The organism is Rufibacter aurantiacus, assembly GCF_017916345.1.
GTDB classification, from domain to species: domain Bacteria; phylum Bacteroidota; class Bacteroidia; order Cytophagales; family Hymenobacteraceae; genus Nibribacter; species Nibribacter roseolus.
This window is the reverse complement of record NZ_JAFMSV010000003.1, coordinates 654,374-674,182: the sequence shown is the minus strand read 5'-3', so window position 1 is coordinate 674,182 and position 19,809 is coordinate 654,374. Positions and strand designations below refer to the sequence as shown.

The following is a 19,809-nucleotide window of genomic DNA, read 5'->3' as shown; positions in this document are numbered from 1 at the left end:
AAGGACCATTGGGGAATTGGAGTTTGTGCTTGATTTAAAACCGGATCTTACCGATATACCATCATGTGTTTGGAGGCGGCTAGTTTACCGTTCACGGTCAAGGTGTAGACGTAATTTCCATTAGGTAAATCGCTGGCATTCATTTGTACTTTCCCATTGGCGGGGGCAGAAATGGTTTTGAGTAATTTCCCGGAATTCGCCTCATAAACGTGAATCTGGGCCGTGGCGCCAACTGGTATGCTGTACCGGAAGGTGGTAGACAGGTCAACGGGGTTAGGTTGGTTCTGCTCCAGCAGGATGCCAGTAGCCTTAGGACCAAGGGAGCTTTTGCCGCCTGTTCCGGAGCCGGCTTCCAGTTGGGTAACCCTTTCGGTAAGTGTAGTGATGGTTTGTTGTTGTTCCTGCAGGGCTTTGATGAGCAAGGGAACCAACTCAGTGTAGTTGATTCCTTTCACGTTAATGGTTTCTGTTTTGGTGTCCTTTAGTTCTGTCTTTTGGGCGGTTTTTTCCTTAGGGACGCCGTTGTTTGTCTTACCCGGATCCGGCACGATGAGTTGGGCCTCTTTGACTAAGTTAGGCAGTACCTTCTCCACGTCCTGAGCCACTAACCCAAAATGGCTTCCCTTTGGCAGGTTCAACCGGGCGTATTGACCAGTTTGGCTGAACTCGTATTGCACAGGTTTCAGTTGGTTAATGATCTCCATGGCTGTGCCCACCTCCTGCACGTTCCGCTTCATGATTCCATCGCTCATCGTAACGGAGCCGGAAATAAAAACGTCTCCCTGGAAGATGCCCGCATAAGTGCTGAATTTAGAGGTGGCATAGATTCCCGTCCCATAATTAGAGTCAAAATAACCACCGTATCCTACTTCACTATCCCCCTGAACAGCTCTGCCAAAAGCACTGTAAGCCTGCACGCCCACATTGTCACCAGTACTGAGAACCCCAATATGTGGGCTATAGCTATTGATGCCATAAATGTCCGCACTCACATCAATCCCCATAAATCCGGCCCTGGAATAAATACCTGTGCCGTTAGGATATCCGCCAATACTATATATTCCAACTCCGTAGACATCAGTACTCTGAGCCCTGAGCCCAATGTGTTGGCCTTTAGAATCAATGCCAATACTGTCTCCTTTACTGAAGATGCCAATCCCCAACGACCCACTCTGGGCTGTTAACCCAATTCCGGAAGTAGCCACTGCCGCGGCACGTAGGCCATACAAGTTCCCTATGGTATAGAGGCCAGTGCTGTTGGTTCCCCCAGCCATGGCTGAGATGTGCATTTTGGTACTGGGGTCTGGGGAGGTGATCCCGATGCCTACGTTGCCGTCCACCAACAAACCATTGGCAGGCGGCGTGGCGGAAAAGCCCACGCTGAGTCCGCCGTTGCGGCTCGCCAGCAGCTTGGTGGAGTTATTGACCAATACCCTTAACGGGTCCAGGGTAGGGCCGCTGTTCACGTGCAGCTTGGCTGTTGGGGTGGTAGTGCCGATTCCCATCAGCCCCGAGGCAGTCAGACGCATACGCTCATTGTTGTTGGTGAAGAAGCGCAGGTGAACTCCGTTGGTGGTACCTAGTTTTGCGGTACCTGCGTTGCTGTTGCCGGACAGGCTCCAGTAGGGTGCCGTGTTCTGAGCGGTGGCATTCCAGATGGTACAGGAAAAAACGAGGAGGAATAGTACTAACTTCTTCATGATCCTTAATAAGTTATGAAGTGAATAGCCTAGGATAGGAAGGAGCAGGAAAGCTTGATAGGTTTTCAGATACCAAAAAGCTTTACAGGGGAATGGGAGAACCTTGTTAAAGGAAGATGGCTAAAAGCTCCAGAAAACCGGAGGACAGCTGGTCAACTTGGAAGGGAATTGCCCTATCTCACGGGCCGAGGCTGAGGTTCTCATGTGGAAGAAACCTTTTGGATCAGGAGCGCAGGTGGATGTTTCTTACTAAAGAAGAACCGGCTGGGTCTTGATTAACCTAAGGTACTTTTTTATCCAGCCGAAAGCAATGAGCAAGCTTTATAATTCAGCCTGTTTCGTGGGTGTTTTTAGGTTTTCATAAGGGAAATAAGAATTATAAAGGAGTTCGTTTTAGGTATGTGAATTGGCGGACAAACAAAAAGCCCGAAGGTGTTCCCTTCGGGCTTTTTGTTTGTGTAAAATGAAGTAAAGTTAGGCCACAGGCACGCGCTCCAGTTCTTTCCAGGCAAGGGCTGCTGCGCCCATTACCGCGGTATTGCTCAGGCCTAAGCCAGAAGGCAAGATTTTCACTTTGCCTTTGAAAATGCTCAGGAGGTTTTTCTCCATGTGGTAACGAACCGGGTCAAACAGGAACTCCTCGGCGCGGGTCAGACCACCGAAGAGGAAGATCGCCTCGGGGCTCAGGTGCGCCACGGTATCGGCTAGTTTCATGCCCAGCACTTTGCCGGTGTACTCAAAGCAGTCAATCGCGATTTTATCGCCGCGTTTGGCCGCCTGGGTGATCATCTCGGCATTGAGGTCGTTGAAGCTTACGCCGCGCAGTTCGCTGTAATCTGTGTAATCAGCTAAGAATTTGTAAACGGTGCGTTTGATACCGGTTGCAGAAACGTAGGTCTCCAGGCATCCGCGACGTCCGCAACCACAAACACGGCCGCTGCCTTTCACATTCACCAGGGTGTGGCCCAGCTCACCGGCGTTGCCGTCGTGGCCGTACACCAACTCGCCGTTCACCACAATACCGCTACCCAAACCTGTGCCCAGGGTTACCACCACGAAGTTCTTCATGTCTTTGGCACCGCCGTAGATCATCTCACCAATAGCCGCTGCGTTAGCGTCATTGGTTAAGTAGATAGGAAGCTTGAAGTAAGAATTAAGCAACTCCACCAACGGCACAGAACCATGCCATTTCAGGTTGGGTGCATTCTCAATGGTACCTGTATAGAAGTTGCCGTTAGGGGCGCCTACACCTACACCAATGACGTTGGCTTCGTCTTCAATTTTCTTGAACTTGGTTTGCACCTCGCTGTAGAGGATGCGCAGGAAATCATGTACGGTCTCTCCCTCAGTGGTTGGGAGCTCGCCTTGGGTTAAAATGATGCCATCGCGGTCAATGAAGCCAAACTTGGTGTTCGTACCACCGATGTCAATGCCTAAAATTACGTCCTTCATGAGAGTTAGTAGAGATTGGTGCGGGTAAAAGGCACGAGGTACAAAAGGGTAGTCGTGCGGTTAAATTTCTAATAGGGTGGAAACTTAAGAATAAACCTTCATTTTGCCAAATATTCGCCCTGACCTGCCCATTTTATCAGCTTAGTATACGGCAGATTGCCTGATTTCTTTAATCGGGCTTTAAAATACGCTGCAATTCTATTTAGTGGTAAATCTTGCACTCGCTGTTCTCTGCCTTTTTAAACCGAACGCAGGATGGTTAAGCCATAAGTCAGGCGTTCTTGTTTGATGGCCTTTTAACGCAAATCGGGCTCTACATGTGAAGATCAAAGGATAATTCTGGTTTAAAGAAAGTGGCGCAAAATCCTTAAATCGCTATTCTTCTTCCAGTCATTCTTGTGTAAGATGCATCTTAAAACGGCAGGTCAGGAGCTTATGGTAAATACGGTGGAGAGGCTTTGAAGGCCTAAAGAAAAGGAGAGAACCCCTGGTTTTAGCAGCCAATAGTGTTTTAAGGCTGTTTTTGCAAAAGTGGCACATTTTGAGAATTTAAAAGTTCTGGGAGCTGGAAGGAAATACAAAGGCCACAGAGGACGTTCTCCTTTGGACGTTTAGCCGGTAGATAAAAATATCGTCAAAAGAAGGAACATGTTTTAGTATAAATTTTGAAAAAGCGGCCATAAAATACAATTTTGTCAAGAGGAGCCAGATGACTTTGAGTCACAACGGGAGAAGCAAAACCTGGTTGAATAAATAATTAAAGTACCCCTATATTTAAGGTGTAGAAGCTGGCAAAACCCGATAAAATTTGGTATTTTTGCATGTTAATAATCCACCGAAAACTCAATGAGTGACATCGAACAAAACAACATGACCGCCTATTCCGCAGACAGTATCCAGGTGCTTGAAGGCTTGGAGGCGGTGCGTAAACGGCCCGCCATGTACATCGGCGATATCGGCATCAAAGGTCTCCACCACCTGGTGTGGGAAGTGGTAGACAACTCCATAGATGAAGCCCTGGCCGGGCACTGTGACGAGATCAGCGTCACCATCCACACAGACAACTCTATTTCCGTTTCAGACAATGGCCGGGGTATTCCGGTAGACTTCCACCAGAAAGAGGGCCGCTCGGCTCTGGAGGTGGTAATGACGGTGTTGCACGCCGGCGGAAAGTTTGACAAAGATTCTTACAAAGTATCCGGTGGTCTGCACGGGGTAGGGGTATCCTGCGTGAACGCCCTTTCTACAGACCTGCACGTAACCGTTCACCGCAACGGCAAACTCTACGAGCAGCACTACAACATTGGCGTGCCGGCTTACCCGGTGCGCGAGATTGGCACTACTGACAAGCGAGGTACTACCGTTCACTTCCAGCCAGACGCCAGCATCTTCACCGTTACAGAATACAAATACGAAACAGTTGCAAGCCGCCTCCGCGAACTGGCTTTCCTGAACAAAGGCATCAGAATCAACCTTACCGACCTGCGTGAGGAAGTGACCCCGGGCGAATACCTGGCCGAGTCTTTTTATTCTGAAGGCGGTCTGCGCGAGTTTGTGGCCTATCTGGAGGAAACCCGGGTGAACCTTATTCCGGAGCCTATCTATGTAGAGAGCGAGAAAGGCGGTATTCCTGTGGAGATTGCCCTTAACTATAACACGTCTTACACAGAGAACATCTTCTCTTACGTCAACAACATCAACACCCACGAGGGCGGTACGCACGTGGCCGGTTTCCGCCGCGCCTTGACGCGTACGTTGAAGGCGTATGCTGAGCGTTCTGGCATGCTGGAGAAAGCAAAAGTGGAGATCCAGGGCGATGACTTCCGCGAGGGCTTGACAGCCGTGATCTCGGTGAAAGTGCAGGAGCCGCAGTTTGAGGGCCAGACCAAAACCAAACTGGGTAACTCAGATGTGATGGGTGCCGTGGATACGGTGGTAGGAGAGATCCTGAACCAGTTCCTGGAAGAAAACCCTAAAGAAGCGAAGATCATCATCCAGAAAGTGATTCTGGCGGCGCAGGCGCGTCTGGCGGCCCGTAAGGCCCGTGAGATGGTGCAGCGTAAGAACGTGATGGGCGGCTCCGGTCTGCCCGGTAAACTGGCCGACTGCTCGGACTCTGACCCTGAGAACTGCGAACTGTACCTGGTGGAGGGTGACTCTGCGGGTGGCTCGGCCAAGCAAGGCCGTGACCGTAAGTTCCAGGCCATTCTGCCGCTGCGCGGTAAGATCCTGAACGTGGAGAAAGCCCAGGAGCACCGCATCTACGAGAACGAGGAGATCAAGAACATGATCACCGCCCTGGGCGTGAGCTTCGGGACCCCGGAAGATGAGAAGGCTTTGAACATGGCCAAACTGCGTTACCACAAAGTCATCATCATGACGGATGCGGACGTGGACGGTTCCCACATCAGAACCCTTATCTTAACGTTCTTCTTCCGCTACATGCGCGACCTTATTGACAGCGGTTACGTGTACATTGCCTTGCCGCCGCTGTACCTGGTGAAGAAAGGCAAGGAAGAGCGTTACTGCTGGACCGAGCAAGACCGCATTGAGGCCATTGCCGAGTTGGGTAAAGGTAAAGACGAGAGTGTGGGCGTACAGCGCTACAAAGGTTTGGGTGAGATGAACCCAGAGCAGCTCTGGGAAACTACCATGCGCCCCGATACCCGCAGCTTAAAGCAGGTGTCGGTGGAATCAGCCGCTGAGGCAGACCACCTGTTCTCCATGCTCATGGGCGACGAGGTGGCACCGCGCCGCGATTTCATTGAACGCAACGCCAAATACGCCAAAGTAGACGTTTAAGGCCCGGTTTTTGATATTACAAAGGAAAGCCTGCTTTATGCAGGCTTTTCTGTTGCGCTTGGGCAGAGAAAGCTGTTAATTAGCAAGGCAAGAGATTCACGTAGCTACACGTAATTACGTATAAAGAAGCACAGAAAAGTAGAAGTTGACCACCTGGTATGAATTCAATCAAGGCATCGGAGCAAATCCGGAGAAGTAACTACATTAGCCGCGACCTTAGCTGGTTGCGTTTCAACTACAGGGTGTTGGATCTGGCAAAGAATCCTAACACCTCTCTGTTTGATAGAATGAAGTTTCTGGCCATCACCTCCTCCAACCTGGATGAGTTCTTCATGATCAGGGTGGGAAGCTTGTACAACTACATTGATTTCGGGAAAGAACGGGTGGATTACTCCGGCTTGCGGGAGTTGCCTTTCCGGAAAAAACTGCTGGACCTGGCCCACCGCTTTGTGGGAGACCAATGCCAGACCTACGAGGAGATAAAACCTGATTTTGACAGGCACGGTTTCAACATCTGCAACGTAGAGGACCTCACCGAGTCTGAGCAGGCCAAAGCAGCTTCTTATTTCAAGAACACCATCTATCCGCTGCTTACACCCATGGTGTATGACTCTTACCATGGGTTCCCGCTCATGATGAACCAACTGCTCATCTTTGCGGTAGTCACCCGTACCTCTGAGGAAGAGAAGCAGCAGAGCCGTACCACCTTTGTGCAGATACCCGGAAATTTGACCCGTTTTTTTGAAATCTCGCGCAAAAACAAAATCATCTTCGTACCCATTGAGGAAATCATCCGCTGGAACATGGATAAGCTTTTCCGCAACGTGGAGATCGAGTCGGTGAACCTGTTCCGGATCACGCGTAACGGTGATTTCACGCTGGAGGAAAGTGATGACATGGACCAGGATTTTGTGCAGGAGGTAAAACAAAAGCTCAAGAACCGTAAGAAAGGCCGTGTGGTGCGCATGGAGGTAGAACGCACACCTTCTCCGTACGTGTTAAAAATGCTCAAAGAGCGCTGGTCTATTGACAACGGCAACATCTTTTCCATTGATCGGCTTATTGACCTTAAATCACTGTGGCAGATCATCCGGCATCCGCATTTCGCTAACAAGATTCAGCGTCCGCCCGCGCCCATTCCCGCGCCCAGCCTGCCGCCGGGGGCCATGGACAATATCTTTGAGTACCTCAAGCACCATGATGTGCTGTTGCATCACCCGTACAACAGCATTGAACCGGTAGTAACCTTGCTGGAGAAAGCCGCCGAGGACCCGTACGTGCTGGGGATCAAACAGACCATCTATCGGTTAGCAGACAATTCCCGCGTAACCGCCGCTTTGCTTAAAGCCGCTGAAAACGGGAAACACGTCTCGGCGCTGCTGGAGGTAAAAGCCCGTTTTGACGAGGAACGCAACCTGCGCGAAGGGGAGAAGCTGGAAAAGGCCGGCTGTTTCGTGATTTACGGTATCAGCAAGTACAAGACGCACACCAAAATGCTCATGATCATCCGGAAGGAAGGAGAGAAGGTGACGCGTTACGTACACATAGGCAGCGGAAACTACAACGAATCCACGAGCCGCACATACACCGATATTAGCTTGCTCACCACAGATGACGTCTATGGCCACGACGTGTCTGAATTCTTCAACGTAATCACCGGGCACTCTTACCCAGAGAACTACGAGTACCTGATCACCGCACCAAAGGACATGCGGCAGCAGCTGATTGACTTAATCCGGCAGGAGCGTCTAAATGCCGAACTTGGTTTACCCGCGGGCATCGTGATCAAAATCAACTCCCTGGAGGACAAAGAGGTGATTGACGAGTTCTACGCCGCCTCCCAGGCCGGGGTGCAGATCAGGCTTATTGTACGTGGCATCTGCTGCCTGCGGCCCGGTCGTGAGGGGTTGAGCGAGAACATCCAGGTGAGTTCCATCGTGGGTGAGTACCTTGAGCACGCACGCCTGTTCTACTTCCATAACAACGGCAACCCTCAGGTGCTGGGCGGCAGCGCCGACATTATGGTGCGCAGTTTTGAGCGCCGCATTGAGGCCTTGTTCTACATTGTGCACGAAGACCTGAAACGCCAGGCCACCAACATCCTGCGCTACAACCTCATGGACAACCAGAACTCCTATATCATGCGCGAGGACGGCTCCTACATCAAACGCCAACCCGCCGATGATGAGCCTATCTTCAACATGCACCGCGAGTTCTTTCACCTCTCCACCGATGTAGAAGTGGAAACCTGTTTGTTTTAAAATTCGGTTCTATATAAAAGAGGAGGGGCTGTCATGTTATAATGACAGCCCCTCCTCTTTTTAGTGGTATTATTGGGTTTTAATTTCTTTGACCCAGTTTATCATAATCAATGAATACCCATGGAATTTCCTTTTTGAAAATTGCAATGCTTTCTTCCAACAACTCTAAAGATATATTTTCTTTAAACACAGTTATTGTTCTTGTTTTCTCGGTGTCGTCTCTAAAGATTTCTACTACAAGCTCATTTTTCCTGAAGATTTCAACACCTATTCCATCTCTCGGGTTGACATCGCTGGCAATAACTATTCTATCCTCAGAAAGCATTGTTTTACATTTTGAATAGTTACTTATGTTACTCTGCTTCAGCCTTGGTTTTTAAAAATCGAGCTTGAAATGGTGCTGGGTGGCGCCTTGGTGGCGCTCGTACAGAGACTGCAGCATACCGTCTTTCAAGCCCACCTGCGGCACCAGCATATTTTCTAGGTTAGCCCAGTTCATGGCCGATAGGTAGATTTCGGCGGCCGGAACAATCACATCGGCGCGGTCAGCATTGAGGAGGAGCACCTTCACCCGCTCTTCCATAGAGTAGCTGGCAATCTCCTGCACAATGGCTTCAATTTGATCCCGCAGAATGGGTTTACCCGCCAGCTTGGCCATGTCATAGATCTTGTTGATGTTACCCCCGGTACCAATGGCGTGGTGCACATGGTGCATGCGCGCCTTCTCGGTCACCCAGGCCTGCATGGCTTGCCAGATCTCCAGGGAGTCCTCGCCCTGCATGTGCCGGATGGAGCCCTGCTCAAATGACTGCGAGGCCACCTTCATACGGTTCACGTAGATGTTGAACTCCGTGGAGCCGCCGCCCACGTCAATGTGCAGGTAATTGCGGTCGTCCAGCTGCTGCCTGATCACCATGTTGATGAGGTCGGCCTCGGTGGTACCGTCAATGACCTGGATGTGCAGGCCCAGTTTATCATGAATCTCATCAATGATTTCCTGGGCGTTGGCGGCCGTACGCATGGCAGAGGTGGCGCAAATCATAAAATCCTGCACCTCGTGCACCTGCATGATGAGGGAGAGGCCGTGAAGGAGCTTCATGAACTTCTCGGCTTTAGGCCGGGTGATGATGCCCTTGGCGAAAACATCCTCCCCCAGACGCATGGGGTACCGGATGTACTCTACCCGCTTAAAGAGGGTGTGGTCTTCAAATCGGAAGACGTTGGATATCTGGCATCTGACCGCGTTAGACCCTATATCTATGGCGGCCAGTTTTAGAAATGGTTCTGTGGCTTCTGACATATGATTGTAAACATAGGCCCAAAAGTCAAATTTTGTTACAAACTAGGCAGGGTTTTTAGCAGATTTCTTTCAAAACAGGTAAAAAACGCCTGGGGAAATTAGGTGTGGAATTGCTTAAAAGGAGGGTTCAAGCAGACGTAGTTTGGGAGCAAAATTATGGTTGAGATGCATGTAGTTTGGAAAAAATGTGATACCTTAGCATAAGAACGGTCTCCAGACAGGAAGGCCGTTCTTCTTTTTTAACCATTGTACTAACCCATTAAAAATATGGCAACAGTATCTTACTACACCCCAGAAGGATTGCAGAAGCTCAAGGAAGAGTTACATGAACTGAAGACAAAAGGCCGGGCCGATGTGGCGCGCCAGTTGGCGGAAGCCCGTGACAAAGGGGACCTGAGTGAGAACGCTGAATATGACGCGGCCAAGGATGCGCAAGGGCACCTGGAACTGAAGATATCCAAACTGGAGGAAGTATTAGGCAATGCCCGTCTTATTGACGAGTCTAACCTTGACCTTTCCAAGGCGCTGATCCTTTCTAAAGTGAAGCTCAAGAACCTGAACAACAACATGGAAATGCTCTACACCCTGGTAGCCGAAGAAGAGGCTAACCTGGCAGCGGGCAAAATTTCCGTGAAGTCACCCATCGGGAAAGGCTTGCTGGGCAAATCGGTAGGGGAGATTGCTGAGATCACCGTTCCGGCCGGTAAACTGCGGTTCGAGATTCTGGAGATTTCGCGCTAATCAGAAGGGCTATGGAAACCATTTTCTCTAAGATCATCAGGGGCGAAATTCAGGCCTACAAGGTTCTGGAAGACGATCGTTTTCTGGCGTTTCTGGACGTGTTCCCCTTGGTGAAAGGCCACACGCTGGTCATCCCCAAAGAACCCGTTGACTACATCTTTGACATGGACCCAGAGGCCCTGGCCGATCTGCATAAGTTTGCCCAGAAAGTAGCCATCGGTTTGAAGAAAGCCATTCCGTGCACCAAAATAGGCGTAACTGTGATTGGTTTGGAGGTTCCGCACGCCCACGTGCACCTGGTGCCTATCAACCAGATTTCAGACATGAACTTCAGCCACCCCAAACTCAAACTAGAGGCCACAGAGATGGAGGAGATCGCCGGTAAAATCAGGCAGGCACTTAAAACTGAAGCAGGAAGCTAATTGTAGCTTCATAAAATGAATCAGCCGTTTAGAGGCTCTTTTAGTAAAAGGGGCTCTAAACGGCTGATGTATTTTTAGGGTATAAATGAACCAGCGGCTATTTGGCCATCCGGTCAGGGTTTTCGGTGAGGAAGGCTTTCCAGGATTTACCGCCGGCTTTCTGGTTGGCGCCTTGGGAGTAGTGGTGACAGAGGGCCACGGCCAGGGCATCGGTAGCATCCAGGAATTTTGGGGCTTCCTTTATCTTGAGGATCTGCAGCAGCATGGCGGCCACCTGCTCTTTGGAGGCGTTACCATTGCCGGTCACAGATTGTTTTATTTTCTTTGGGGCGTATTCCACATAAGGGATGTCGCGGGAGAGAGCGGCGGCGATAGCCACTCCCTGAGCGCGGCCCAACTTTAGCATGGACTGCACGTTAGTCCCGAAGAACGGCGCCTCAATGGCCATTTCATCAGGGAGGTATTCAGTGATCAGGCGCAGGGTGCTGTCGTAGATCTTTTTCAGCTTTACGGCATGGTTGGCGTAACTTTTAAGCTGAAGCACGCCGTACTGAAGCACCGTCACTTTGGAGCCGTTCACTTCAATGAGGCCGTAGCCCATCACGTTGGTGCCCGGGTCTACGCCTAAGATTAACTTATTATTGGGAAGTACTGCGGTAGAATGAATCATGAAGTGCAAAATTACAAACAATCCGGCAAAGTGCTGGTATCACGGCGTCTTTTGGTGGGGCTGGGCAAGCTGGTTGTTTTTGGATTAACGCTTTACTACTTACGACAAGCCATTCTGGAAGCCAGTTCCCACAGTGTCTTCTCTTTCCAAACTCTCAGGCAAATCTGGGACACCAGAAGCACGGCCTTATTCCTTGCTGCCGTGCTGCTGCCGGTGAACTGGGGCGTGGAAGCCTCTAAATGGCAGTTCCTCTCCCAGAAATTCGAGAAAATATCCTTCCTTAAAGCTTACCGGGCGGTACTGGTGGGTCTTACCTTGGGCTTTGTGACGCCTAACCGCATGGGAGACTACGCCGGCCGTATTCTTACCATGCACCGGAAAGGCCGGGCCGATGCCATCGGGGCCATTCTGTTGGGACGCTTGTGCCAGCTGTTCGCTACGGTGCTCATGGGTTCCGGGGCTATCGCTTATTTCGTGTTCAAGTACTATGTGCCGCTGGCCTCGCCGGTAGGCTTTTCTGTGTTGCTGGCGCTGTTGCTGGTGAACGGCTGGGCGCTGGCCTTGCTGTTCAGTTTCCAGTGGGCCATTGGGTTGCTGGAGCGGGTAGGTTTTCTGCGGCGCTGGGTACATTATTTCTCTGTCATTGGCACATATTCTTCTGCTGAGCTGACCAAAACCCTGCTTATTTCTGGAGCCCGATACCTGGTGTTCATGGTGCAGTTCATTTCTCTGCTATGGGCCTTTGGGGTGCATCTTTCGGTAGAGGAATACGTGTGGGGTGTTTCGGGCACGTTTCTGATGAAATCGGCAGTGCCTTCTATTAACGCCTTGGCCGACATTGGCATGCGGGAGCTTTCGGCCATGCACTTCTTCGGGCTCATGGGGCAGGATCAACTCCTGGTGCTGGGTGCCAGCCTTTCTCTGTGGACCCTGAACATCGCCATCCCCAGTGCGTTGGGGCTCATCTTTGTGCTGCCGCTTAAACTCTCCAATTCCCGTTGATACTGCTGGCACTTTTATTGGTGAGCGCGTACGCCGCGGCAATCTTACGTGGTTGGATAGCTTGGAAGAAAATTCCCGTTCCTCAGATTTCTCCCGATACTCCCCCGGCTTTTTTCTCCGTGATCATCCCCGTACGGAACGAGGCCCAGAACATCATCTCCCTACTTCAGGATCTGGAGCGGCAGCAATACCTCGCTTCCCATTTTGAAGTCATTGTGGTGGATGACCACTCAGAAGACGCCACCCCGGAGTTGGTGAGGCAGTTCCAGGCCCAGACCAGTATGTCTCTTACGTTACTGTTTTTAGCCGATTTCCCGGGAAAGAGGCAGAAAAAGGCCGCCGTGGAAATAGGCATCCGGCACGCCCAAGGCGATTGGATTGCCTGCACGGATGGTGATTGCCGGCTCTCGCCGCATTGGCTGCAGACGTTCAACCAGATCAGGCAGTCTGAAAACCCTAAGATGATCAGCGGACCGGTAATGTATGCGCCTACCCAAACCTTATGGCAACAACTGCAGGCTTTGGAGTTCTCGGCGCTGATAGGGGTAGGAGCAGCGTCTATTGCGGTGCAGAAACCCACCATGTGCAACGGCGCCAACCTGGCCTACGAGAAAGCCGCTTTTTTTGCGGTGAATGGCTTCCAGGGAAATGAACAGGTACCCTCCGGTGATGATGAGTTCCTGCTGCATAAGATCCATCAAAAGTACCCGGGACAGATTGCCTTCGCGAAGTCCGGTGAAGCCGTAGTGCAGACGCCGCCGGCGGCTACGGTCAGCAAGTTTCTGCACCAGCGGGTGAGGTGGGCCAGTAAATGGAAATATTACCAATCCTGGTCTTCGCAGGTGTTGGCGGTGGTGGTGCTGGGGGCAAATGTATCGGTGCTGGTGGTTTTACTCGGGGCGGTGTTTAATTACTGGCCGTGGTGGCTGGGAGGCATCGTACTTACCACAAAAATCGTCCCAGATGCCTTACTTTTGCAGCAGGTGCTAGGCTTATTTGGTAAAAAGCGGTTACTTTCGTTGCTGTGGCTGCTACAACTGGTGTACGTTCCCTACATCGTTTTAACGGCTATTTTGGGCCTCCGGGGAAAGTACCATTGGAAAGGCCGCCAACTGAGAACCGCATGACAGACCAGGAATTCAATATCATAGATGAGCTTTACTTTGTGACCTCTTTTGAGGCCTTGCAGCAGGAACTGGGTCTGCCCGAGCCTGAATTGCGCGAGGCGCTGCGGGGGCTGATCAGTATGAACTACATCAAGTGCCTTTTCCCCGATCAGGATACGGAGGTTCCCTTTGATCCGGACCATTTTACGCGGGAAGGGCACCGTTACTTTTTCCTGGCTACCAAAGAAGGTTTGCTTACCCATAATTCAAGGTAGAAAACAAATCCGGTTTTGGCCTGTTTCCTTTAAACTGTGCCCAAAACTGAAAACAGCGCTTGCCAAATGAGCCGCCGGCAAGTGAAAACCCAAGGGGCTAAAAATGAATCTACAGTCTCTGCGTTAAGTATCTGAAGCGGGTGTTGTAACTTGCCTAGGTTTTGCAAAGCAGAGAGACCGATAATGTCTAGAACAGATGTCTGAATTGAATTTTCCTACAGTTGAGCAGGAATTGAACCTGAAGAAGTTGGAACTGGCTGCCCTGTTGGAAATCACCAAGGCCATTAACAACAACCTACCCGAGGAGGCGCTGTACAAAATCTACCATTTCACTTTGCTCGCGCAGCTGAATATCCGGCGCCTTTCTCTTTTCCTGCTGGACGAGGAGTGGGAGTGCAAAGTGAGTTTCGGGACGCAGCATAATTTCAGGGAGATGGCCTTGCCCGAGGAGATCACCGACCTGCGGGAAATCACCTCTTTGGCCAAACTGGACATTGACCGCCGCTGGCACGACTTTGAGACCGTTATTCCCATCATGCACAACAACCGTATTCTGGCGTTTGTCATGATCGGGAACGTGAATGCCTACTATACCACTTTGGGCGCCTTGAGTTTTGTGCAGACGCTCAGCAACATCATTCTGGTGGCCATGGAAAACCGGCGCCTGGAGCGGCACCGCCTTACCCAGGAAGCCATGCGCAAGGAGATAGAGATTGCCCGGGAGGTGCAGAACATGCTCTTCCCTAAATCGCTGCCCAACAACCAGGATGTAGCCATCCACGCCACCTACATCCCGCATTCTTCCATCGGGGGCGACTACTATGACTTCGTTCCCATTGACAAAGACCAGTTTCTTTTCTGTGTGGCCGACGTATCGGGGAAAGGGGTGCCGGCCTCGTTGCTGATGTCCAATTTCCAGGCGGGCCTGCGCACCATTCTGCGGCAGACCACCAACCTCAGCACCATCGTGAGCGAGCTGAACGACCTCATCTACCGCAATGCGATCGCCGAGAAGTTCATCACCTGTTTTCTCGCCATCTATAACCGCACCACCCGCGAGCTCAGTTACGTGAATGCCGGCCACAATGCGTCTATCCTGCTTTACGAGGACAACACCTACCGTTTGCTGGAGGAAGGCTGTACCATGCTGGGGATTTTTGATGAGTTGCCGTTTCTGCCGGTAACCACTGTGCACGTGCCGCACAACTCTCTGGTGCTCTGCTACACTGATGGCCTCACCGAGGTGTTCAACCAGGAGGAAGACGAATTCGGGATTGAGAACACCATCAAAGTGCTGCAGAACTGTCGTTACGTGAGCTCCAAAAACATTCACCGGCAGCTGCTGCAGGAAGTGAACACTTACAACAGCGGTACCTCCTTCAATGATGATATCACGTTGCTTTCCTGTCGGTTTAAATAGCAAAATTTGAATGGTTTAGGTGTTTGCTTGTAAGTAAAAGTTTAAACCGGGTAAGTGCAGGCGCGTTGGTATTTTAGGGTCGTTTTTTTAAAAACAGGCCTGAAAACAAAAGCTTACTTAAGTCTGGAAAGCAGGGGTGATTTAGCTTTTAACAACTGAAGTATTCACCGGATTTCCCGGCATTCGTTTACAGGTTACCTTTCCGGAATATAACAGAAAACTAACGCTACCACGTGCTGCGCTTCTATAGAACTCCACCCGTTTTGCCCTGGCTGTTCCCGAAAGTTTGGTGGAGGCGCCCCGTTTCTGGTAAAACCATTTTCCTCACTTTTGATGACGGGCCCATTCCTGAGGTAACACCTTTTGTTCTGGAGCAGCTGGCCGCTTTCAATGCCAAGGCTACTTTCTTCTGCGTAGGTGAAAACCTGGAGCGCCACCCAGAAATCGCGCAGGAAGTTTTAGCGCAGGGACACGTGCTGGCCAACCACACCCAGCAGCACGTCAAAGCCTGGAATTACACGCCGGCCGCGTATCGGGACCAGGTAGTGCTGTGTCAGGCTGTTTTGGAGAAAATAGGCCCTAAACCCGTCGGTAAAAAACTGTTTCGGCCGCCGCACGGCCAACTGACCTGGCGGCATCTGCGTATGCTTGCACCAGAGTACCAGGTGGTCATGTGGAGCACGCTCACCTATGATTTTGATGCTTCGCTGGCGCCGGAGAAATGTCTGGACAAAGCCATTTCCATCACCGGTCCGGGATCTGTGGTGGTGATGCACGACAGCCTCAAAGCCGAGCGGAATCTGCGGTTTGTTTTGCCCCGGTTGCTGCGCCACTTCTCTGGGCTGGGCTATTCTTTCAAAACCTTATAACCGATGGTTTTTTCCTTTGGTTTTTTAACCTTCTATTTCCTCCTTTTCCTGGGGCTGCTCTGGCTTTGGTGGCGTAGAAAACCCAAAGCGGTGCCGTCGTTGGGCAGTTATCCTAAGATAAGCATCCTCATCGCGGCGCGTAACGAGGAAGAACAAATTATTGCTTGCCTGGAGGCTATTGACCGGCTCCGTTACCCCAAAGACAAACTGGAGGTGCTGGTGGGTGATGACCGCTCCACTGATAGAACCCGGCAACTGGTGCTGGATTATCAGCAGAACCATCCGTACGTTTCCTGCCACGGCATTATCCATGACATCCAGGGCACCAAAGGCAAAGCCAACGTGCTGGCGCAACTGGCCCAACTGGCCACGTCAGACATCTTCTTCATCACCGATGCCGACATTGAGGTGCCCCCGCGCTGGGTAGAGACCATGTTGCGGCATCTTACACCCAAAACGGGCATTGTAACCGGCATCACTACCACCAAAAGCAAAGGACTTTTTAACCGGCTCCAAGCCCTGGACTGGCTCTACAACCTGGGGCTTATGCAGGTAGTCGCTGATAGAAATTTGCCGGTTTCTACCATGGGCAACAACATGCTGGTGACCCGCGAGGCCTATGAGGCGGTAGGAGGGTTTGAATCCATTCCCTTTTCCATCACCGAGGATGTGCAGCTCTTTAAGCAGGTGCTGGCCAAAGGCTACAAATCTGCCAACGTCTATGACCCCGAGGTGCTGGCCATTTCCCAGCCTGCCCCCAATGTCCTTTCGCTGCTGCAGCAGCGCCGCCGCTGGATGCGCGGATCAGTGCACCTGCCCTGGTACATGCTGTTGTTGTTTGTGATCCACTCTTCTTTTTACCCCGTGTGGCTGCCCTTGTTCACCCATACTTCCATAGGGGCCTGGGTCCTGGTTTTTTTAGCGAAAGTGCTGCTGCAAAGCCTGTTCGTGGATAGGTGCGTGACCTATATCGGGCGGAACATTAAATGGACGTATCTGCTCCTCCTGGAGATTTACCTGCTCCTGACCACCGTGGTGCTGTTGGTTCTCTTCTTTTTGCCGTTCAAAATCAGGTGGAAGGGCCGGTTATATTGACCAATACGGCGCTTAGAATTGTTTAACTTTGTCGTTTTAGCCCTAGTTTCCTGAAAACAGGACTAAATCAGTTGAAGAAGAATATTTTCCATGATGTATATAGATTCCCATGCGCATGTATTCTCCCCTGAGTTCGCCCAGGACCGGGAAGAGATGCTGCAGCGCGCCCAGGAGGCCCATGTGTCCGAGGTGTACATGCCCAACATAGACCTGGCCTCCATTGAGACCATGCTCCAGATAGAGGAGCGACACCCCTGGTGCCATTCTTTGATGGGCCTGCACCCTTGCCACGTATTCCAGGATTACCGTGAGGTGCTGACCCAGATGGAAACCTGGTTTGAGAAACGTTCTTTCAAGGGAGTAGGGGAGGCCGGCCTTGATTATTATTGGGACAAAACCTTTGTGCCGGAGCAGAAAGAAGCCTTACGCATTCAGTGCGGATGGGCCAAAAAGTACCAGATTCCCATTGTGCTGCATACCCGCGATGCTTTCCAGGATACGCTGGAGATCATAAGGGAACAACAGGACGGTACCCTGAGAGGAATTTTTCATTGTTTTTCCGGTACGGTGGAAGAGGCGGAAGCTGCAGTTGACCAGAACTTTATGTTGGGCATTGGCGGCGTAAGTACTTTTAAGAACGGCGGACTTGAACCGGTTTTAAGGGCAATTGATCTAAAACACTTAGTATTGGAAACAGACAGTCCGTATCTTGCACCCGTACCCAAACGTGGCAAAAGAAACGAGCCCTCTTACCTTCCTTTTGTGGCGCACCGGGTTTCAGAAATCAAGTCCTTGACCCTAGACGAGGTAGCGGCGGGCACTACGGCCAACGCGCAACGCCTCTTTGCCAGATAGTATGAAGTTTTTAAAGGTAAATATCAATACGGCGGCTCCTCGTGATCCAGAGGCTTCCATTTTGCTTATTTACACCGGTGGTACCATAGGTATGGTCTCTGACAAAGACGACCAGCACTTAGTCCCTTTTGATTTCAGCGAAGTGATTCACCGGGTGCCCGAGATGCGCCAGTTCAAGGTGATGCTCACGGTCCTCAGCCTGGATCCGCCCATTGACTCTTCCAATATTGAGGTGGAGCACTGGATCAAGCTGGCGCAGATCATTCAGGTGAATTACCAGGACTATGACGGCTTCGTGATCCTGCACGGCACAGATACCATGGCTTACAGCGCCTCGGCGCTGAGTTTTCTGCTGGAGAACCTAAGTAAACCGGTCATCTTCACGGGTGCCCAGGTTCCCATCGGGCGGATGCGTACCGATGCCCGCCGTAACCTGATCACTGCCCTGGAAATTGCCTCGGCCCAGCGTTCCGGTAAACCGGTAGTGCCGGAAGTATCCATCTTTTTCAATACCCTTTTGCTGCGCGGCAACCGATCTACCAAAGTAGAAAGCCGGCACTTCAACGCCTTCCATTCTGGTAAATACCCGCAGTTGGCCAAGGCTGGCATTGACATTGAATTTAACAGATCAGTGATTCTGCCGCCCCCAGCAGAACCGCTCAAGGTTTACCAGGAGCTGGAAAGCCGAGTGGCGGTCTTAAAGTTATTTCCTGGCCTTAATAAAGCGCTGGTAGAGGCCATCCTGAAATCAGAGGGGTTGCAAGGGTTGGTGTTGGAGACCTTCGGGGCCGGCAATGCGCCTACGTATCCCTGGTTCCTCAAACTTTTGCGCGAGGCCGTAGACCGCGGAATCACAATTCTGAATGTGTCGCAGTGCGAGGAAGGGGAGGTGCACCAGGGGCAATACGAGACAAGCGTCTACCTGAAAGAAATGGGGGTAATTAGTGGCTCAGATATGAGTACCGAAGCTGCCGTTACAAAACTCATGTTCGTGTTGGCCCAGGATATCTCCCAGCAGGAGAAAGCCTGCATGCTTGCCCAAAACCTGCGCGGCGAAATGACTTGCCGCATATAATGTAAAAATTGAATGCTTAAGGTTTGCAATTACCGTTGCTTCTGCCTTTCTTTGCATTCCGAAATTTGAAGATCACGGAGAGGTGTCAGAGTGGTCGAACGAGCACGCCTGGAAAGTGTGTATACTGGTAACGGTATCGAGGGTTCGAATCCCTCCCTCTCCGCTGAAAAATTGCAAAAGCCCTGTAAGTAATAACTTACAGGGCTTTTAGTTTTAGTTCAGACATATATCTGGCACTTCTGGACCCAGTCAGGTGCTTGTATCTCTTTATTTATTAGAACATAACAACCTCACGGCTGGCTAGTCTTAGTTCTTCAAAGAAAGTAGTAGCTCTTGGAGGACGACATTGGTGTTCAGCTTCTTTTTACCACAGTTATAATTAAAAACGCCTGCCAGACATTCTCTTCCAGGCGTTTTCTTTTTACTGCGTACGCATACACGTACAACCTTTGCTTCCCTGCTTCATTTCATCCCTTTGAGAGCCATGTCTTAGGGTGCGTAATTTTCTACGCATCTTCCATTTTGACGCAATATAGGGTTATGCCCCGGTAGCTTTTATCTTGTAGGCAGGAGTGTGTTCCCCAATAAACCGCGACTTAGGACTTTCAGCAAGTACCAATTGGAGTTAACCCCTGCCTTTGCAGTGCCAATAGAAAGATCCCTAAAAATGAGTCTGATCCAACAGATACACCTCGGAGATGGTTGCTACCCTGTCGCTAGGCTTACCGTTGGCCCGAGACGATCCGCTCCACCGTTGTCTCCCG

The 19,809-nt window shown here is 51.0% G+C and carries 17 protein-coding genes and 1 tRNA gene; 13 read left to right on the top strand and 5 right to left on the bottom strand.

Annotated features, from left to right (window positions below; all coding sequences use genetic code 11):
• Positions 1 to 47: 47 nt before the first annotated feature.
• Both J3P34_RS13380 and J3P34_RS13375 read right to left on the bottom strand, forming a co-directional pair.
• Positions 48 to 1,700 (bottom strand): tail fiber domain-containing protein, encoded by a 1,653-nt coding sequence (locus J3P34_RS13380; RefSeq protein WP_210489165.1) that lies wholly within the window; start codon positions 1,698 to 1,700, stop codon positions 48 to 50.
• A 474-nt stretch (positions 1,701 to 2,174) separates the two neighbouring features.
• On the bottom strand, positions 2,175 to 3,152 hold the full coding sequence (locus J3P34_RS13375) for an ROK family protein (RefSeq protein ID WP_210465149.1): 978 nt from the start codon (positions 3,150 to 3,152) through the stop codon (positions 2,175 to 2,177).
• A gap of 846 nt (positions 3,153 to 3,998) precedes the next feature.
• Between J3P34_RS13375 and gyrB the strand changes: the two genes are divergently transcribed.
• Together gyrB and ppk1 are read left to right on the top strand one after the other, a co-directional pair.
• On the top strand, positions 3,999 to 5,954 hold the full coding sequence (gene gyrB, locus J3P34_RS13370; RefSeq protein ID WP_210465148.1) for a DNA topoisomerase (ATP-hydrolyzing) subunit B: 1,956 nt from the start codon (positions 3,999 to 4,001) through the stop codon (positions 5,952 to 5,954).
• A 158-nt stretch (positions 5,955 to 6,112) separates the two neighbouring features.
• A complete protein-coding gene (gene ppk1 / locus J3P34_RS13365) occupies positions 6,113 to 8,215 on the top strand; it encodes a polyphosphate kinase 1 (protein ID WP_210489164.1) in 2,103 nt (700 codons plus the stop codon).
• Between the two features lie 79 nt (positions 8,216 to 8,294).
• Here the strand turns inward: ppk1 and J3P34_RS13360 are convergent, their stop codons facing one another.
• Both J3P34_RS13360 and J3P34_RS13355 read right to left on the bottom strand, forming a co-directional pair.
• On the bottom strand, positions 8,295 to 8,540 hold the full coding sequence (locus J3P34_RS13360) for a hypothetical protein (protein ID WP_210489163.1): 246 nt from the start codon (positions 8,538 to 8,540) through the stop codon (positions 8,295 to 8,297).
• A 51-nt stretch (positions 8,541 to 8,591) separates the two neighbouring features.
• Entirely contained in the window at positions 8,592 to 9,515 is a 924-nt protein-coding gene (locus tag J3P34_RS13355; protein ID WP_210465146.1) for a Ppx/GppA phosphatase family protein, read from the bottom strand.
• Between the two features lie 267 nt (positions 9,516 to 9,782).
• Between J3P34_RS13355 and greA the strand changes: the two genes are divergently transcribed.
• Positions 9,783 to 10,256, top strand: coding sequence for a transcription elongation factor GreA (gene greA / locus J3P34_RS13350; protein WP_210465145.1), 474 nt, complete (start codon positions 9,783 to 9,785; stop codon positions 10,254 to 10,256).
• Between the two features lie 11 nt (positions 10,257 to 10,267).
• The gene (locus J3P34_RS13345) at positions 10,268 to 10,678 is read left to right on the top strand and encodes an HIT family protein (protein WP_210489161.1); all 411 of its coding nucleotides are present in this window, start codon (positions 10,268 to 10,270) and stop codon (positions 10,676 to 10,678) included.
• A gap of 97 nt (positions 10,679 to 10,775) precedes the next feature.
• Here J3P34_RS13345 and ruvC read toward each other — a convergent pair whose 3' ends face one another.
• The gene (gene ruvC, locus J3P34_RS13340; RefSeq protein ID WP_210465143.1) at positions 10,776 to 11,348 is read right to left on the bottom strand and encodes a crossover junction endodeoxyribonuclease RuvC; all 573 of its coding nucleotides are present in this window, start codon (positions 11,346 to 11,348) and stop codon (positions 10,776 to 10,778) included.
• On the opposite strand from ruvC, the gene J3P34_RS13335 reads away from it, so the two are divergent.
• The 9 genes from J3P34_RS13335 to J3P34_RS13295 all read left to right on the top strand — a co-directional run bounded on the left by J3P34_RS13335 (position 11,340) and on the right by J3P34_RS13295 (position 19,208).
• Positions 11,340 to 12,350 (top strand): lysylphosphatidylglycerol synthase domain-containing protein, encoded by a 1,011-nt coding sequence (locus tag J3P34_RS13335; protein ID WP_210489160.1) that lies wholly within the window; start codon positions 11,340 to 11,342, stop codon positions 12,348 to 12,350. The genes ruvC and J3P34_RS13335 overlap by 9 nt on opposite strands.
• A gap of 20 nt (positions 12,351 to 12,370) precedes the next feature.
• Positions 12,371 to 13,477, top strand: a complete 1,107-nt coding sequence (locus J3P34_RS13330) for a glycosyltransferase family 2 protein (RefSeq protein ID WP_428480477.1) — start codon at positions 12,371 to 12,373, stop codon at positions 13,475 to 13,477.
• Positions 13,474 to 13,731 (top strand): hypothetical protein, encoded by a 258-nt coding sequence (locus J3P34_RS13325; protein WP_210489158.1) that lies wholly within the window; start codon positions 13,474 to 13,476, stop codon positions 13,729 to 13,731. Before J3P34_RS13330 ends, J3P34_RS13325 begins: the two co-directional genes overlap by 4 nt.
• A gap of 196 nt (positions 13,732 to 13,927) precedes the next feature.
• Entirely contained in the window at positions 13,928 to 15,151 is a 1,224-nt protein-coding gene (locus tag J3P34_RS13320) for a PP2C family protein-serine/threonine phosphatase (RefSeq protein WP_210465139.1), read from the top strand.
• A 233-nt stretch (positions 15,152 to 15,384) separates the two neighbouring features.
• Positions 15,385 to 16,020 carry a polysaccharide deacetylase family protein gene (locus J3P34_RS13315; RefSeq protein ID WP_210489157.1) on the top strand — a complete coding sequence of 212 codons (636 nt, stop codon included), beginning with the start codon at positions 15,385 to 15,387 and terminating at the stop codon, positions 16,018 to 16,020.
• 3 nt (positions 16,021 to 16,023) lie between these two features.
• Entirely contained in the window at positions 16,024 to 17,115 is a 1,092-nt protein-coding gene (locus J3P34_RS13310) for a glycosyltransferase (RefSeq protein ID WP_210489156.1), read from the top strand.
• A 90-nt stretch (positions 17,116 to 17,205) separates the two neighbouring features.
• A complete protein-coding gene (locus tag J3P34_RS13305) occupies positions 17,206 to 17,970 on the top strand; it encodes a TatD family hydrolase (RefSeq protein ID WP_210489155.1) in 765 nt (254 codons plus the stop codon).
• Position 17,971: 1 nt separating this feature from the next.
• Positions 17,972 to 19,045, top strand: a complete 1,074-nt coding sequence (locus J3P34_RS13300) for an asparaginase (protein WP_210489154.1) — start codon at positions 17,972 to 17,974, stop codon at positions 19,043 to 19,045.
• A 76-nt stretch (positions 19,046 to 19,121) separates the two neighbouring features.
• A tRNA-Ser gene (locus J3P34_RS13295) sits at positions 19,122 to 19,208 on the top strand.
• The last annotated feature ends 601 nt before the right edge of the window (positions 19,209 to 19,809 follow it).

What these genes read in the sequence shown, in the direction of transcription:
- gyrB (WP_210465148.1), top strand. Translation starts at nt 3,999, where the DNA reads ATGAGTGACATCGAACAAAACAACATGACCGCCTATTCCGCAGACAGT.
- J3P34_RS13320 (WP_210465139.1), top strand. Translation starts at nt 13,928, where the DNA reads ATGTCTGAATTGAATTTTCCTACAGTTGAGCAGGAATTGAACCTGAAG.
- J3P34_RS13305 (WP_210489155.1), top strand. Translation starts at nt 17,206, where the DNA reads ATGATGTATATAGATTCCCATGCGCATGTATTCTCCCCTGAGTTCGCC.
- J3P34_RS13345 (WP_210489161.1), top strand. Translation starts at nt 10,268, where the DNA reads ATGGAAACCATTTTCTCTAAGATCATCAGGGGCGAAATTCAGGCCTAC.
- J3P34_RS13300 (WP_210489154.1), top strand. Translation starts at nt 17,972, where the DNA reads ATGAAGTTTTTAAAGGTAAATATCAATACGGCGGCTCCTCGTGATCCA.
- J3P34_RS13310 (WP_210489156.1), top strand. Translation starts at nt 16,024, where the DNA reads ATGGTTTTTTCCTTTGGTTTTTTAACCTTCTATTTCCTCCTTTTCCTG.
- greA (WP_210465145.1), top strand. Translation starts at nt 9,783, where the DNA reads ATGGCAACAGTATCTTACTACACCCCAGAAGGATTGCAGAAGCTCAAG.
- J3P34_RS13360 (WP_210489163.1), bottom strand. Translation starts at nt 8,540, where the DNA reads ATGCTTTCTGAGGATAGAATAGTTATTGCCAGCGATGTCAACCCGAGA.
- J3P34_RS13380 (WP_210489165.1), bottom strand. Translation starts at nt 1,700, where the DNA reads ATGAAGAAGTTAGTACTATTCCTCCTCGTTTTTTCCTGTACCATCTGG.
- ruvC (WP_210465143.1), bottom strand. Translation starts at nt 11,348, where the DNA reads ATGATTCATTCTACCGCAGTACTTCCCAATAATAAGTTAATCTTAGGC.
- ppk1 (WP_210489164.1), top strand. Translation starts at nt 6,113, where the DNA reads ATGAATTCAATCAAGGCATCGGAGCAAATCCGGAGAAGTAACTACATT.
- J3P34_RS13335 (WP_210489160.1), top strand. Translation starts at nt 11,340, where the DNA reads ATGAATCATGAAGTGCAAAATTACAAACAATCCGGCAAAGTGCTGGTA.
- J3P34_RS13325 (WP_210489158.1), top strand. Translation starts at nt 13,474, where the DNA reads ATGACAGACCAGGAATTCAATATCATAGATGAGCTTTACTTTGTGACC.
- J3P34_RS13375 (WP_210465149.1), bottom strand. Translation starts at nt 3,152, where the DNA reads ATGAAGGACGTAATTTTAGGCATTGACATCGGTGGTACGAACACCAAG.
- J3P34_RS13355 (WP_210465146.1), bottom strand. Translation starts at nt 9,515, where the DNA reads ATGTCAGAAGCCACAGAACCATTTCTAAAACTGGCCGCCATAGATATA.